This window comes from Nocardia jinanensis (assembly GCF_014645735.1).
GTDB classification, from domain to species: domain Bacteria; phylum Actinomycetota; class Actinomycetes; order Mycobacteriales; family Mycobacteriaceae; genus Nocardia; species Nocardia jinanensis.
This window is the reverse complement of record NZ_BMMH01000003.1, coordinates 187,286-201,962: the sequence shown is the minus strand read 5'-3', so window position 1 is coordinate 201,962 and position 14,677 is coordinate 187,286. Positions and strand designations below refer to the sequence as shown.

13 protein-coding genes are annotated in these 14,677 nt (G+C 67.7%); 3 read left to right on the top strand and 10 right to left on the bottom strand.

Translation table 11 applies throughout. The annotated features are described in order from the left end of the window. Nucleotides 1-783: a hypothetical protein gene (locus IEY68_RS09680; RefSeq protein WP_058855876.1), complete on the bottom strand. Its 783-nt coding sequence runs from the start codon at nt 781-783 to the stop codon at nt 1-3. Nucleotides 784-911: 128 nt separating this feature from the next. Here IEY68_RS09680 and IEY68_RS09675 point away from each other — a divergent pair, with 128 nt between their 5' ends. Further along, nucleotides 912-2,081: an acyl-CoA dehydrogenase family protein gene (locus IEY68_RS09675; RefSeq protein WP_058855898.1), complete on the top strand. Its 1,170-nt coding sequence runs from the start codon at nt 912-914 to the stop codon at nt 2,079-2,081. Between the two features lie 130 nt (nt 2,082-2,211). Here the strand turns inward: IEY68_RS09675 and IEY68_RS09670 are convergent, their stop codons facing one another. The 9 genes from IEY68_RS09670 to IEY68_RS09630 all read right to left on the bottom strand — a co-directional run bounded on the left by IEY68_RS09670 (nt 2,212) and on the right by IEY68_RS09630 (nt 13,084). Continuing rightward, the gene (locus IEY68_RS09670; RefSeq protein ID WP_058855877.1) at nt 2,212-3,453 is read right to left on the bottom strand and encodes a cation:proton antiporter; all 1,242 of its coding nucleotides are present in this window, start codon (nt 3,451-3,453) and stop codon (nt 2,212-2,214) included. A 26-nt stretch (nt 3,454-3,479) separates the two neighbouring features. Further along, a complete protein-coding gene (locus IEY68_RS09665) occupies nt 3,480-4,730 on the bottom strand; it encodes a cytochrome P450 family protein (protein ID WP_058855878.1) in 1,251 nt (416 codons plus the stop codon). A gap of 410 nt (nt 4,731-5,140) precedes the next feature. Continuing rightward, entirely contained in the window at nt 5,141-5,734 is a 594-nt protein-coding gene (locus IEY68_RS09660; protein ID WP_156426291.1) for a hypothetical protein, read from the bottom strand. Between the two features lie 48 nt (nt 5,735-5,782). After that, a complete protein-coding gene (locus IEY68_RS09655) occupies nt 5,783-7,279 on the bottom strand; it encodes an NAD(P)/FAD-dependent oxidoreductase (protein WP_058855880.1) in 1,497 nt (498 codons plus the stop codon). A gap of 242 nt (nt 7,280-7,521) precedes the next feature. Further along, the gene (locus IEY68_RS09650) at nt 7,522-8,613 is read right to left on the bottom strand and encodes a hypothetical protein (protein ID WP_058855881.1); all 1,092 of its coding nucleotides are present in this window, start codon (nt 8,611-8,613) and stop codon (nt 7,522-7,524) included. A 232-nt stretch (nt 8,614-8,845) separates the two neighbouring features. After that, entirely contained in the window at nt 8,846-9,229 is a 384-nt protein-coding gene (locus IEY68_RS09645) for a VOC family protein (RefSeq protein WP_199804963.1), read from the bottom strand. 180 nt (nt 9,230-9,409) lie between these two features. Further along, the gene (locus IEY68_RS09640) at nt 9,410-10,621 is read right to left on the bottom strand and encodes a CaiB/BaiF CoA transferase family protein (RefSeq protein ID WP_058855882.1); all 1,212 of its coding nucleotides are present in this window, start codon (nt 10,619-10,621) and stop codon (nt 9,410-9,412) included. 96 nt (nt 10,622-10,717) lie between these two features. Further along, a complete protein-coding gene (locus IEY68_RS09635) occupies nt 10,718-11,893 on the bottom strand; it encodes an alpha/beta hydrolase (RefSeq protein WP_058855883.1) in 1,176 nt (391 codons plus the stop codon). A 99-nt stretch (nt 11,894-11,992) separates the two neighbouring features. After that, the gene (locus IEY68_RS09630; RefSeq protein WP_058855884.1) at nt 11,993-13,084 is read right to left on the bottom strand and encodes a homogentisate 1,2-dioxygenase; all 1,092 of its coding nucleotides are present in this window, start codon (nt 13,082-13,084) and stop codon (nt 11,993-11,995) included. Nucleotides 13,085-13,225: 141 nt separating this feature from the next. Here IEY68_RS09630 and IEY68_RS09625 point away from each other — a divergent pair, with 141 nt between their 5' ends. Next, entirely contained in the window at nt 13,226-13,936 is a 711-nt protein-coding gene (locus tag IEY68_RS09625) for a TetR/AcrR family transcriptional regulator (protein ID WP_058855885.1), read from the top strand. 72 nt (nt 13,937-14,008) lie between these two features. Continuing rightward, complete coding sequence (locus IEY68_RS09620) at nt 14,009-14,572, top strand: TetR/AcrR family transcriptional regulator (RefSeq protein WP_058855886.1); 564 nt, start codon at nt 14,009-14,011, stop codon at nt 14,570-14,572. Nucleotides 14,573-14,677 lie beyond the last annotated feature (105 nt).

Genomic DNA, 14,677 nt, shown 5'->3' with positions numbered 1-14,677 from the left:
TCAGGCCTCGTTCCGTCGCCGGTCGGCAACCGCGAGCCGAACGCCGAACAATTGCGCCGCGGGATCCGCCAGTTGCCGCACCGCCCGCTCCGCTGCGTCGGCCCGCTGCTGTGTGTCGTCTTCTCTGTGCACGTCCAGTTCGCGTTCCGCGGCCGCCAGCACGACATCCGGGTCGATGGTCTTCCCGTCCGTCGCCCCGGGGATGGACACCGCCAGCTGCCACAGCACACGTTGTCTCGCCGAGGTGCATCCGTGGTCGGTCATATGCCGGGCCAACCGGATCGCCCCGGTGAGCAGGTCCACCCGCGGACTCAACGGCCCGACCATACGCCGCGCCGGCGACCAAGTGCTCACCGCCAGCAGCCCGCGTGCCGGGGCCAGCAGATCGGTGGTCATGGCGGCGCAGACGTAGTACGGGCGGGCGTAGGGCGCGGCCCGGAAGGAACGCTCCTCGTCGCGGCGCAGACTGGTGAGCCTGGCCGCGACGAGTTCCCCCGAGAAGAACGCGTCGTGTACCGCGAGTACGAGCTTCGGGGCGGCGGGTACGGAGAGCAGTGTGAGCGCGCGGTGCACGTGCTCACGGACCGGTACCGCCGCCGCGGACTGCCGGGCCGGGGCCGGTTGCTGTGGAGCTCCGAGGACCGCGGCGTCCCATTCCGTTTCGGCGGCGCGTAGTTCGGCGCGCAGCCGGCGGGCGGCGGTCCGGTCTCCGGATCCGGCGGCACGGCGCACCTGCGCGCGCAATTCGGCTATGCGCTGTTCCAGCGCCTCCGCGGTGGGCATGGAGGTGAATGTAAATGGCAATTCCAGGGAAGTCCAGTGAATGCCAGTATTTGCCGGTATATATCGGCTCTGGAGCGGGTTTCCCGATCGCTCTGCGCCATACTTTTGGGTATGTTAGCGTGACGAATATGTCTGCGGCGGGGTCGAATTGCGCGTTGGGTATAGATCAGAACTTTGTCGACGCACTGGCCGCACGGGCGCGTGCGGCCGAAGAATTGCGCAGGTTGCCCGACGAGACGATCTCCGAGGTGATCGCCTCGGGATTCCTCGAAGCGCTGGTACCGAAACGGTTCGGCGGACAGGAGGAGAAGTTCCCCGCCGTACTCGACCCGATCCGCCGGATGGCGCACGGATGTGTCTCCAGCGCGTGGACATTGGGCTTCTACGCCCTGCACAACTGGTTGCTCGCGCTGTTTCCCGAACCCGCGCAGGTCGAAGGATACGGTCGCGGACCCTTCCTGTGCCCGGCGCCGCTGGCGCCGACCGGCCGGGGCATCCCGGTCGACGGCGGGGTGCTGCTCTCGGGCCGGTGGTCGTGGGCGACCGGTGTGATGAACGGCAACTGGATCATGGTGGGCGCCCTGTGCGGACCCACCGATGACCTCTACCTGGCACTCGCGCTGCTCCCGGCCGACGGGGTCGTGATCGAGGACGTTTGGCACACCGAGGGAATGCGTGCCACCGGGTCCAACGATGTGGTGATCGAGAATCTGCTGGTCCCCGAACACCGGCTGGTGCGGGTGCTCGATATCTACAGCGGGAACACCCCCGGCGCCCGGTTGCACGACTCCACCACCTACCGGTGGCCGCTGGTGCCGGCGCTGTCGCTGGCGGCGTCCATGCCGGCCCTCGGCGCCGCCGAACGGGCCACCGAGATATTCGCCGAACGGCTCGAGGGTCGCATCCTCTACGAGGGCGGCACCCGCCAGCGGGACAAACCCATGGCCCAGGCGCATCTCGGGCAGGCACGGGTCCGGTTGCGCGCGTCGCACGGTCTGCTCGCCGATACGGTGGCCGAGATCGAGGCACTGCTCGACGCCGGGACGCCGGTGCCGGTACCGGTCCGGGCCGAGGCCCGGCTGGCCGCCGCGCATATCGTGCGGGAGTCCCGGACGGTCATCGCCGACCTCCTGCACGCCTCCGGTGCGAGTGTGCACTTCAGCGACCATCCGATGCAGCGGCTGAAACGTGATGTCGACGTATTGAGCGGGCATGTGGTCTTCGACTACGACACCGCCCGCGAACTCGCCGGGGCCACCGCGATCGGGCTGAAGGTTCCACGCGCCGCCATGCTCTGACCGGCCCGCCGCGACCGGCCGGCGGAAGCGGGCCGCACCCGTTGGTTCCGAGCGGAGCCGGGCGCGGGTATCAGCGCAGCCGCCTGCCCGGCTGCCGGTAGCAGACCAGCGGACCGGCCCACGCGGATTCTCAGGTCGGTGCCGCGGGAGTTGTCCGGCCTTCGCTCGGTGGCGTTCCGGGGCGCTCTCGGCCGAGCTCCGGCGGTGGCGGCCGCCGCACGCCGAACACGGTCAGCAACGGCCCCGTCATCGCCGTGGTGACGAGGGCCATCAGTACCAGGACGGAATACAGCTGGGTGTCGATGACGCCCAGCGTCAATCCGATATTGAGGATGACGAGTTCGGTCAGGCCGCGCGTGTTCATCAGTGCCGCCAGCGCACCCGCGGTGCGGCGGTCCAGACGGCACAGCCGGGCGGCGATATACGTTCCGCCCATCTTGCCCGTGATGGCGGCGGTCACGATCACCACGGCCTCGACGACCGCGGCCCGGTCCAGGCCGCTCAGATCGACGCGCAGCCCCGCGACCACGAAGAATGCCGGGAGGAACAGGCTGCTCACCAGCTGGGCGCCCGGTTCGGCCCGGGGACGTTGCGAGCGGGGGAAGATCACACCGAAGAGGAAGGCACCGAAGATCAGGTGCAGCCCCATCCATTCGGTGACGGCGGCGGTGGCCATGGCCCCGCAGACCCCGACCAGGACTGTCGCCGTCTCACCGCGTTCGGCGGTGACAGCGCGCGCCAGGACCGGGCGCACCACCCACCACAGCACGGCCACCAGCGGAACGATCAGCAGCAGCCGCCAGTGATCGTCGAACTCCGGCCGGGCGGATGCGAAGACCAGGGCCAGCGCGCACCACGCGAAGATATCCACCACCGCGGCGCCGGCCAGGCCGAGCTGGCCGAGACGCGTGGTGAACAAACCGCGGTCCTGCAGTATCCGCGCCAGTACAGGGAAGGCGGTGACCGCCAGCGCGCACCCGAGGAAGAGGGGGAACGCGAGCTGGTTGCCGTCGTGGTGGCGAGCGAGCGGCCCGAGCGCGATGGCACACCCGAGTACGAACGGCGTGGCGAACGCCGCGACAGCGATCGCCAGGATCGACCGGCCGTTACCGGCCAGCCGATCGCGGTCGATCTCCAGCCCGGCCAGGAACATGAAGATCACGACGCCGATATCGGCCAGCGCGGTCAGCTGCGGCTTCACCTCCACCGGGAAGATCGCCGCCGACAATCCGGCGCCGAGAACGGTCGGCCCGGCCAGGATGCCGGCCGCGATCTCGCCGATGACGGCGGGCTGACCGAGCCGTCGGGCCAACCCGCCGAGCAGGCGCGCGGCCACGATGATGAGAACGAGATCGAGCAGCAGGAAGATCATGTGGTGGCTCGGGATTCCTGGCAGGGCTACATCACGGGTAGCGGGGGAGCGGGTTCGAAGACGACGGGCAACCCCGCCAGTGCCCGGTGGAACGGGCCCGGCCGCCATAGCAGTTCCTGCCGAGTGTCCGGGCGGAGATCCGGGATGGCGTTGAGCACGACATCGATCGCGCTGCGGACGGCGGTGCGGGCCAGCGATTGCGCCGGGCAGGCGTGTGGCCCGACACTCCAGGCCAGATGGGAGCGGTTGCCGACGAAACTGCCGCCGGGGGTGCTGTGGTCGCTGCGGATCTCGGGGTCGTTGTTGCAGGCGGAAAGGCTGATGACCACCGGCTGGTGGGCGGGCAGCCAGGTATCGGCGACCGGTATGGGCTGGCGCGGGTAGGTCGTGCAGAAGTTGGCCATCGGCGGGTCGTTGAAGAGGACATTGTCGATGGCGTCGTCGGTCGACAGATTTCCCCCGAAGGTGTCCCCGGGCCCGTACTGCGGCTCGGTGATCATCAGCAACAGCGCGTTGGTGATGAGGTTGCGCTGAGCCTCGAAACCGGCCCCGTAGAAGCTCATCAGCTGTGCGAAGACCTCGACGTCGTCGAGCTCGGTGGTGTGTTCGGCGAGCCGCGATGTGGCATCGTTGCCCGGCCGATCGCGCTTGAGCTGGATCAGTTCCATCAGCGCGGATTTGAGCATCCCCATGCCCTCCTCGGCCCGCACCGTGTCGAATCGCGCGGCCATACCCGCCGCGATCCGCCTGCCGATATCGTCGGGGCAGCCGCAGATGTGGTTGATGATCTCCAGTGCGAGCGGGAAGGCGTACTGACTCATCAGATCGGCGGTGCCGTTCTCACAGAAGTCGTTGATCAACGGCGTGGCGATACGCTCGACCGTATACGGCAACGCGTTGAGGTCCACGCCGTCGATACTGTCGGCGGATGCCTGACGATAGCGGGTGTGGACGTCACCGACGTTGTAGCGGGCGGCCGGGAACCATTTCATCATCGGCAGCACCGGAGAATCCTGCGGCACGGTTTCCTGCCAGTACCGGGGGTCGGCCGGGAAATGGTCGGGGTCGTTGAGGATACGCACGGCGATCTTGTGGCTGATCACCAGCGTGGCCGGCACTCCGGGCGCCAGATCCACCGGAACCAACGGCCCGAACTGGTCCCGCATCTCGCTGTACGCACGATGGGGGTCCGTGGCGAACTCCTGCGTGTACATCGGGTACCGCGGGATCGTGGGTTCGGCGACCGGTCCGGGAGTTGCGGGGTAGGTCCCCGTCATCATCGACGACTGTGACAGGGGCATACGGCGTGGTGTGGACAAGGATATGACTCCAGCTACGAGACTCGAACGGGATGGGATTCGGCGCGGACTCGTCGTGCGGACTCGTGCGCCCTGGCTGTTCCCCCATGAATTTCACTGACTACAGCACGGGCAAACGCGTCCCACGGCCACGGCATTTTTCGGTGAGGTCGAGTCGTTCGCCATCCCGTTCATGCACCGGTCGATCGGCGGGCGGGTATCGCTGTTCGGGGCAATTCGGCATCGGTCGCGACCGTCGTATCCGGCCCGATCCATGGAATTGTCACAGCGACAGCCTGTTTCATGCGTGCCTCTCGTCAGTCGGTGCAGAACTATAGTCCGCGCAGGCGATATCGCAATCGCTGGGTGGATGCTGGGCGCGGGCCGGATCACTGCGCGCCGGGGTGCACCGAATCGGGCTCGTCGTTCCAGTCCAGGTCTTCGGCGAGGTGGGAGCCATGTTCGGGGGACACGATCGAGGGGTTGAACGTTTCGCGGATATAGCACAGCGGCTGATCGAGGTGCAGGACGTACGCCCGCGCCGCGCACGGGCGCCCATCCGGCCACCGCGCCAGGCCGACCCGCAGGATCCGGCGCCGCTGCGCGACTCCCCGCGACATCAGGCTGCGCCCGATCGGCGTGCTGGAATCGTCCACCCCGTAGACCTCCGCACGCCCACTCGCGGCGACGACATAGTTGATCGAGACCGTCAGCTTTCCGTGCACCAGTCGGGATCTGCGGACGAGAACCCGATCGTGCGCCGACACGGAGAGCGCGTCCACCACCGTGCTCGGCAGCTCGGTGGCGTTCATAGCGTGCTGGTACCCGACCCGGACGCTGAGGTCGGCGTCGACGATCGCTTCCAGCGCGGGAGTGGTGTAGCCGTCGTTGACGAGCAGCATCCGGGTCAGTGGATCCCGGAATCCCGGGCCACCGGGCGGAAAGGCGCCCGGTGGCCCGGGGAGCAGAGGCGCAGCGGTCACTGCTGCCCCTGTCCGTGGTTATTCATGAGATCTGTTCCGAACTCTCGATCAGTCCACCGACTCCTCAGCGGTGAGGGGTGGCCGGACCGGTCGGGTGACGGCGTCCTTCTCGTCGTCGCTGCGGGCACCGGTGGTGAGACCGAGTATCGGTGCGGTGGTGATACGGATATCGCCCATCGTGGTGTCCGCGCCGAGCGGATCGCGCCAGATGTTCCAGACCGGGGACATATCGAGATGGCCCATGTATTTGATATTCGCGCCCTCGGCGTAGTCCTCGTCGCGGAAGCCCTCGGCTTCCCCGACGATGGTGCTGGTCGCCGTCCGTGTCTGGGTGCCGGAGGTCTCCTCCACGTCGGTCAGGCCGGCCATGATCCGGGTGAAGGATTGTTCGTTGCTGTCACCGTCGTGTTCCTCGGTGAGAGTGCTTGCGTGCGCGAAGTACTCGTTGGACCCGATGTAGTCCTTGTACATACGGGAGACCAGGGTCAGGAACCGCTCGTAGGCCCGCCGATAGGTGTATTCGTGGAATGCCAGGGCATCGGCCTCGCTCATCTCGCCACGCAGGTAGGTCGCGATGGAAGCGGCCGCGGTCAGCCCGCCGTAGGTGGCCAGGTGCACACCCGTGGACAGCAGCGGATCGAGGAACAGCGCGGAATCGCCGACCAACGCGTAACCGGGACCCCAGAGCCGATCCGAGACATAGGAGTAGTCCTGCTCGGCGCGCACCTCGGCGATCCGCTCCGCGCCGTCGACCAATTTCTGCATCGCCGGTGTGTCGCGGATTATGGCGTGGTAGTACGCCTCCCGGGAACCGTATTCGCGGACCCGTTCGGCGGCGATCTTGGTGGAGATCACGTAGCCGACGCTGTGTTTTCCGCTCGCGAGCGGAATATTCCAGAACCAGCCGCCCTCCGGGGTGGATACGACGTTGATCGCGCCTTCCGGACTGTCCGGGTGCAGCCGGGCGCCCGTCCAGTACGACCAGATCCCGATATTGCGGAACCCGTTGTGTACCCGGCGCATCTTGAAGTGTTTGGCCAGCAGCCCCGCGCGGCCCGAGGCGTCGACCAGGAAGTCGAACGCGGTGGTCCGGAGCGTGTCTTCGCCGGCGAGTACCCATTCGACCGCGGTGGGGCGTTCGTCGTCGTCGAAGACGACACGCTTCACGGTGGCGCCCTCGACCACCTCGGCGCCCTGGTCGGCGGCGTTGCGGAGCAGGATCTCGTCGAATTCGGCGCGGTCGACCTGCCACGACCAGGCCTCGGCATCCACCAGTGCCGCCCAGTTCAGTAGCCAGGTGTCGTCCTGCCACTGGAAGTAGCCGCCTCGTTTCACCTGGAACCCGTGCGCCGCCACCTTGTCGTAGGCGCCGGACAGGCGAAGTGTCGACAGTACCGAGGCCAGTAGCGACTCTCCGATGTGGTAGCGGGGGAACGTATCCCGCTCCAGGAGAGTTACCCGGATACCTGCCCGGGCAAGCAGTGCTGCTGTGGTCGACCCGGCCGGGCCTCCGCCGATGATCAGAACATGCGGATTGTGCGCCATAGCTGACTCCTGGATCAATCGAACGGACCATGAGGTCCGCCACCGGCGGCCGGACCGACCGGGTCCATGGCCCGGAATCGCGATGCCGCAAGTGGTTTCGAACAGAGTGGCGCCTAGAAGAGTGTATCAGTGCACGCACAATTGTGCGTGCATCTGCATGACGTACTGTATGAACAATTAAGAGCGCCAACGATCCTGGGCCCGCTACAGGATCGTTGGCCGCGTGGAGTTCCCCCGGCGGATCAGCCTCGGCTGCCCTCCGGTGCCCGGACGAGCGACGCGATGGTCGCGGCGCCCTGTTCGGCCTCTTCGGCCTTGTTGCGGCCGAAGCCGCACGCGGCGGCCACCCCGTAGGCGGTGTTATCGCGGGCCTGCTCGAAAAGGGACAGCGCCTGCGCGCTCCGGTCGGGGTCGTCGGTGGAGACCACACCCGCGATCACTCGCCATTCGGGCCCGAGTCCGCGCAGCGGCGCGTAGAACTCGGGGTCGACCGGCGCGGGATGGGCGCCGTACGCGCATGGGATGTGCACCCGGGGGACGGGTACTCCGCGCGCTACGAGACGACGGCCGGTACGGTTCAGCAGGGCGACAGCGGGTGCCAGGTTCCGCGGGCTGAGCAGGCTCTCGTGCTGATAATCGCCGTAACACAGGTGCACGATGGTCTCGGTCTCGATGCCGTGCTCGCGATCGACATCGCGCACCTTCTCCAGGAATCCGGCGAGTTGTCCCGCGACCACCGGCGCCAGCGCCCACAGCGCCCCCAGCTGCTGGGCCTTGACCATGCTCAGCAGCGAGATCGGGGTTTCCACCTGCCAGACGATCAGATCGCCGTGCCGGCGGCGTACCTCGCGCATCTCCTGCAGGACGGCCTCGGTGAACACCGGCAGCTGCCGCAGCGCGGTGAGTGCCAGATTCGACCGCCGCAGCGCCAGTCCCATCGGCAGGCCGCTTGCCACCGCGCCACCGGCGTGGACGAACATGGCTAGATCCAGTGGATGGGGCTGGCTGAGCTGGAGCTTGGTTCCGGCCAGTTCGGGCCGGTCGCGAAGGAACGACTCGAAGGCCGTCACCGCCTCGCCGATCCGCTCGACCCGGTTCATCGAGACATCTCCCGGTTCGAGAGCGCGACCGGACCGGACGCCGTAGGTGGGGAAATCGGAGTATCCGTCGAACCCTCCCGGGCGCAACACCTCCAGGGCGTCGGTGCGGTTTCCGAGGTCCTGGAGGTAGGCCAGGATCCAGTCCGGATCCAGATCGCAGGGGATCGCGGTGACCGGACGGCCGTCGGTATGCGCCGCGAACCAGTCCAGGACGCCACGATCACCTCCTGTCATCAGTTCACGGGGGAGGCTACCTACAAAATGCGCGTACCTGGTCATGCGTCACTCTTCTGTCGCCCGGCTGGAAAACGACCGGCTCGGCGCCGATCGCCCGAGGCGCCGACACGCATCCGGCCGATCGTCGCGGACGAGATTGTGCCGCATGGTGTCTCACGCCACTATCCGATAATAGCCGCTACACATCGTCGAGCGGGCCGCTCCAGTGGGACCGGAACGGCGGATCGCCCTACCGGCCGGGCGGGTGCGCCGGGGTGCGCTGATCCTGGAGCGCGGCTTCCGAGCGGCGCATCACCTCGGTGTCCAGTTCCTGGATCTGGATCGTGACACCGTCGGGGTCGGTCGATCGCAGGCTGCGCCCGAAGTCCTCCTCCACCAATTCCGGGGTGTATCCGGCGGCGCGGAGGCGGGCGGCGACCGTTTCCAGCGATTCGTCGGTGGCGAAACCCAGTTCCACCGTTCCCGGCGGCCGGCCCTTCGATACCGCGGCGTCGTGGATGCCCACCGCGCCCGCGTCGGCGTTCAGTTGCGACCAGACCGACAGGCCGTTGTCCTCACCGGGGTGCAATCCGAGACCGGCGTAGAACCGGCCGGGACGCCTCGATATCGGCAACGTATCGGATGGGTAGTGCGGTCAGCACGAATCCTCCTGAGCAGGGCGGGCGGCCACGGCCGCCCGGGCAACGGGTTTACCGTTCCGATCGTGTACCGAGCTGCGCCGATCAGCGCCGAGAACCACTGGTATGGACGGATTCCGGCACCGCGGCGGCCCGCCGTGCCGGAATCCGACCCCCTAGACGATCCCCTGCGACCGCAGCGCCGCCACCTCGGCCGCGGATTTCCCGAGGAGGCCGGAGTACACCTCGTCATTGTGCTGACCCGGCCGCGCCGACCCGGCATTGCGGATGGTTCCCGGGGTCGCCGACAGAACGGGCACGACTCCCGGGCCTTTCACATTCCGCTCGATGCGCTCGTCGTAGTGGTCGGCGATCATGCCGCGCGCGGTCAGTTGCGGGTCGGTGATCACCTCGGCGACGGTGTTGATGGGCCCGCTGATCACTCCGGCTTCGCCGAGCATCGCGATGATCTTCCCGGGCTCTCGCCGTGCCGCCCATTCGCCGATGATCGCATCGAGTTCGTCCTGGTTGCGGCCGCGTGCGGTGTGGTCCGCGAACCTTTCGTCGGTAGCCAGTTCCGGTCGGTCCATCGCCGCGCAGAGCCGGCGGAACACCGTGTCCTGGTTGGCCGCGATCACTACCCAGCTCCCGTCGGCGGTGCGGTAGATATTGGACGGCGCGATACCCTCCAGCCGGGTACCCGACGGGCCGCGGACCACACCGCCGATGTCGTAGTCGGGGATGGTGGACTCCTGTACCGCGAGACAGGCCTCGGTGAGCGCGGCGTCGACGATCTGCCCCTCCCCGGTGACGGTGCGCCGGTACAGCGCCGCCAGCGCTCCCTGAGCGGCGAACATCCCGGCCAGACTGTCACCGAGGGAAAGCGCGAGCCGCGGCGGCGGGCCGCCGGGGAAACCGTTCATATGGCGCAGGCCGCTGGCCGCTTCGGCGACCGAGGCGTATCCGGCCTTGCGTGCTTCCGGGCCGGTCTGCCCGTACCCGGACACCCGGACCAGGATGATGCCCCTATTGCGCACCCGCAGTATGTCGTAACCCAGACCCCACCGTTCCAGCGTGCCGGGCCGCAGGTTCTCCACGATGATGTCGGACTTCGCGGCGAGTTCCAGGAACAGATCCCGGCCCGCGTCCTCGCGCAGATTCAGCGTGACCGCTTTCTTGTTGCGCGCGTGCACGGTCCAGAAGAAATGGTGTCCGTCCAGTTCGGCCTGACCCCAGGTGCGCAGCGGGTCCGGAGCGTCCGGGGGTTCGAGTTTGATCACCTCGGCGCCCATATCCCCCAGTAGGCGGCCGGCGAAGGGGCCGGAGATCAGCGTACCGATCTCGAGTACCCGGATACCGTCGAGAGCACCGGTTGTCGCGGAGTCCATCGCGGCATTATCTCCGGTGGCCGCGGGGACGGGACCGAGGGGTGGTGCGGGAGGTCCGCGCGCTGCGCTCCCGCCGGGCCGGGGGCGGCGACGGGGTCACGCGGCGGGGCCCAGGTCGCGGGCGTGCAGCCAGCCGTCGACGAGCGCGATCGCCTTCGCCAGCGGCTCCCGCTGGTCGGGGCCCAGGTAGTAGTGGTTGGCGCCCGGGATTTCGTGCAGTTCCTTGTCCGCGCAGCCCAGGGCGTCGTGGATACGGTATGCGTGCGAGGGCGTGCACACATTGTCGGCGGCGTTGTAGAGGACCAGGGTGGGAACCGCGATATCCGGACCGCAGGCCACTGCGTCGCCGCGGGCGTCGTCGATACTCCACTGCGACAGCCAGCTGCGCAGGGTGGTGAACCGGGCCAGACCGAACGCACCCGTGTTCACCTCCTGCGGTTCACCCAGATAGGACTCACCGGGTTCGCGGTCGTTGGGGTCGAGCGCGGGATCGAGCACGGTGGGATCGGCCATGGTGCCGTGCACGACGAAACAGAACTCGTCCTGCGGCCGGTCGGAAGCCTGGATCGTCGCGAGTTTCTCTTTGACCCACGCGGTGATCCGCCGGTTCCGGTCGTGCTGTGCCTGCCGGTACCGGGTCACGAACTCGGCGGTGTAGGGCGGTTGGTCGGGGTTGTCCGGGTGGTAGAGGTCCAGCTCCGGATCGCGGCGTGTCGGATCGGTCTCGTCGAGGATCGACGGATCCAGGCATTCGGTGAGGGTGTGGTGGCGGCTGATATGGGCGGCCATGAGCAGGATGCCGTCGGCCGGGACCAGATCGAGTTCGGTGAGATCGGGTCCGTCGCCGGACGGGCTGGATGTCACGGTCGGATGCTGCGCCTGCTGCTGGTAGTACACCGACAGCGAGCCGCCCCCGCTCCACCCGGCCAGTACGACCTTGTCGTAGCCGAGCCGTTTCTTGGCATCGCGGACGCATTCGCCGAGGTCCTGCACCACTTTTTCCATGAGCAGGGCCGCGTCTGCGCCGCGGTAGCGGCTGTTGCAGACGATGATGTGGTGCCCGGCCCGGGCGAGGGCGGTGACGATCGGCAGGTAGGTGCCGCTGGATACGGGATGCATGAGGACCAGGACCGTGTTCGACGGCACGTCGGTCGGTTTCACCAGGATCGAGTCGAGCGTGATCACTTCGGTGAGTCCGCCGTAGGCGTCCCGGGTGCCGGAGGTGTTCGCGTATGCGATCACATACGGGACGCGTTCGACATGGTGCGACATCGTGTTGCCTGCCTTCGTCTTTCGGTGCTTCGAGCGACCCCGGCCGATCCCGGGCCGAGTGCGTAGCGGCGTCCGGGATCGCGGGCGCGCGGCGGATCCTCAGTGCGCGCCGAGATTGGCGGCCATGACCTCGGGGGAGGGCGTGAGCCGGCGCCGGGTGTCGACCGCGATGGTGGTCCACCCGATACGAGTGATCTCCTCGCGTTTGCGGCGGGCGCGTTCGCGCATCTTCTCCGGCGCGCCGTGGTGGACACCCTGCGGCGCGTGCGAGATCAGTCCCGGTGGCATCGGCACGCCGTACATGTCACCGCCGTGGAAGAACGCGATCTCGTCGTAGTCCGCGTTGCGGTGATACCACGGGATCGTTTCGGTACCCGGCGCCGATTCGGCCCGCTTCGGCAGGAAATTCATCACATATACCCCGGTGGCCTGCATGAACAGGTGCACGGTGGCCGGGAGATGGACGGTATCGCAGAGAACTACGTTGTAGTCGGCGATATTGAAGGTGAACGGGAAGTTGTCGCCCTGCCAGCCCACCACATCCAGTGGATGGTGCTGGTAGAACAGTGAAGTCGGGCCGCCCTCGTGTACCAGCCGCACCTCGTACTCGTCGCGGCCGTCGTCGTCCATGGCCTGCGGTTCGGGAACGACGATCCGGCTGGGATCGAACGGGAAGTGCCGGCCCAGCGGACCCGCCGGTGGTACGCGGAACTCCTCGGTCGCCTCGATCATCAGCCAGGTCGATTCGCTGTCGGGGACTTGGCGGAAAGTACACGCCTTCGGGATGTATACCCAATCGCCCTCGCGGTAGCGCAACGGTCCGAACTCGGTCTCCAGCAGGCCGGTTCCCTTGTGCACGAACGAGAGCAGATCGCCGTCGACATAACGCGCGAAGAAGGGCATCTCCTGCGCCCGCCGGCTCAGCAGGATCTGGCAGTCGGCATTGGAGAACAGCAGCAGCGGCGACCCGGCGGGATCGGTGGAATCGGTGGGCTCGAGCGCGTCGGCCAGGATATCGATCGGGGCCAGCGGGCCCTGTGCGCGATAACCCATCGGCTCGTTGCGCCGGTACAGCTGGGCGGTGCGCCCGGTGAATCCGCCGCGACCCAGTTCGTCGTCCTTGAGGCCGTCGAGATCGGCGTGCAATCGGGCGGGAGTGATGCCTTTCCGCAGGTGCACAAAGGATTCCATAGCAGTATCCCGTCCTCGTCGGGCGCGCGGCGGCCAGGGCCGGCGACCGGGGCCGCCCCTCCGCGATCCGCCACACCGCGCAGCTTTGTGATCGGTGTCACCCTTGCAGAGAAATTGATAGCTGTCAATATAATCCAGTTCATGGACGTAGAGGTCGCATCGGAACCACGGGGGCCGCGTAAGGGCCGGGGCCGGCCGCCCGCCGGTGATTCACCGGCCTCCGCGGACGAGATCCTGACCGCCGCGCTGCGGGTTTTCGCGCGCGACGGTTTCGCCGGCACCTCGGTGGCCGCGATCAACCGGGAACTCGGGGTGAGCCACAACCTGATTCATCAGCGGTTCGGCACCAAAGAAGCGCTGTGGTACGCGGTGGTGGACTGGATCTTCGCCAACGCCGTCACACTGCTGAAGATCCGGCCCGAACGCGACGACATGGCGCCACTTGAGGAATTCCGGACGGGAATCATCCGCTTCCTGGAACTCCAGGCCGAATACCCCGATGTGGTGCGGTTGATCAGCATGGAGTCGGCCATCGAGGGCCCCCGCCTGACCTACCTGTACGACCGGCACATCGAACCGATGCTGGTACTGCTCGCCGAACCGCTGAAACCACTCGTCCAGCAGAAGATCCTGAACCGCAACGATCTGCGCACCCTGCATTTCCTCATCGCCCACGGTGCCACCGCCCCCTTCGCGTTGCTGCCGCTGGCGACCCGCATGGCCCCGGCGGACCCCCGGTCCGAGCGGGCGGTGCGGCGGCACGCGCGCCTGGTCGCCGACACCATCGTCGCCGGGATCGAGGCCCGGGCGGCCCGGATCCCCGGCGCGGACGAGATCTACGGTGGCAGATGATTCCGGCAGTTCCGGCAGCGCGTGGGACGGCTCGGTGCCCGATGCTCCGGTATCCCGCGTTAAGCTGACGCGATGGCGCGGGCGCGCGGTGCCGTTCAGCTGACGGTCGATGACTGGTTGCAGGCCGGGTACACCGTTCTGGCCGAAGAGGGCTTCCGGGCGCTCAAACTGGACGAGGTCTGCCGTCGGCTCGGGGTGACCAAAGGTAGCTTCTACCACCACTTTCCGGATATCTCCGCGTTCAAGACCGCGCTCGTGACCTCCTGGGGCGGCTGGCGTGACCAGGAACATCGGCAGCTGGACGCGCTGGCCGGCGAACCGCCGCGGGCCCGGCTGATCGCGATGATGGCACTGCTCACGGGGCCCCGGCACTGGACACTGGAACGCGCCATGCGGGAATGGGCGCGTTCGGATCCACGCGCGGCGGCGAGTGTGCGTGCGTCCGATCGGCAGGCACGCCGCACGGTCCGGCAGGCCTTCCTGGACCACGGCTGCGACGCCGATACCGCGGCCCGGCGCGCGGAATGGATGTTCGCCATGGGTATCGGCGCACTGCACCTGTCGAATTCGCCGCGTAGCGGGCGAGCTGCGGTCACCGAGCGGGCGGCTCTGGTCGATTTCCTGCTGCGTCCTTGACCGCATTTCCGGTCGACCACCAGCGGGCCGGATAGTCCGCCCGCCCGATCGCGTCGACTTCCTGGGGTGGCGTCCGCGTCCGGAATCGGGTGCACCGGGTCGATT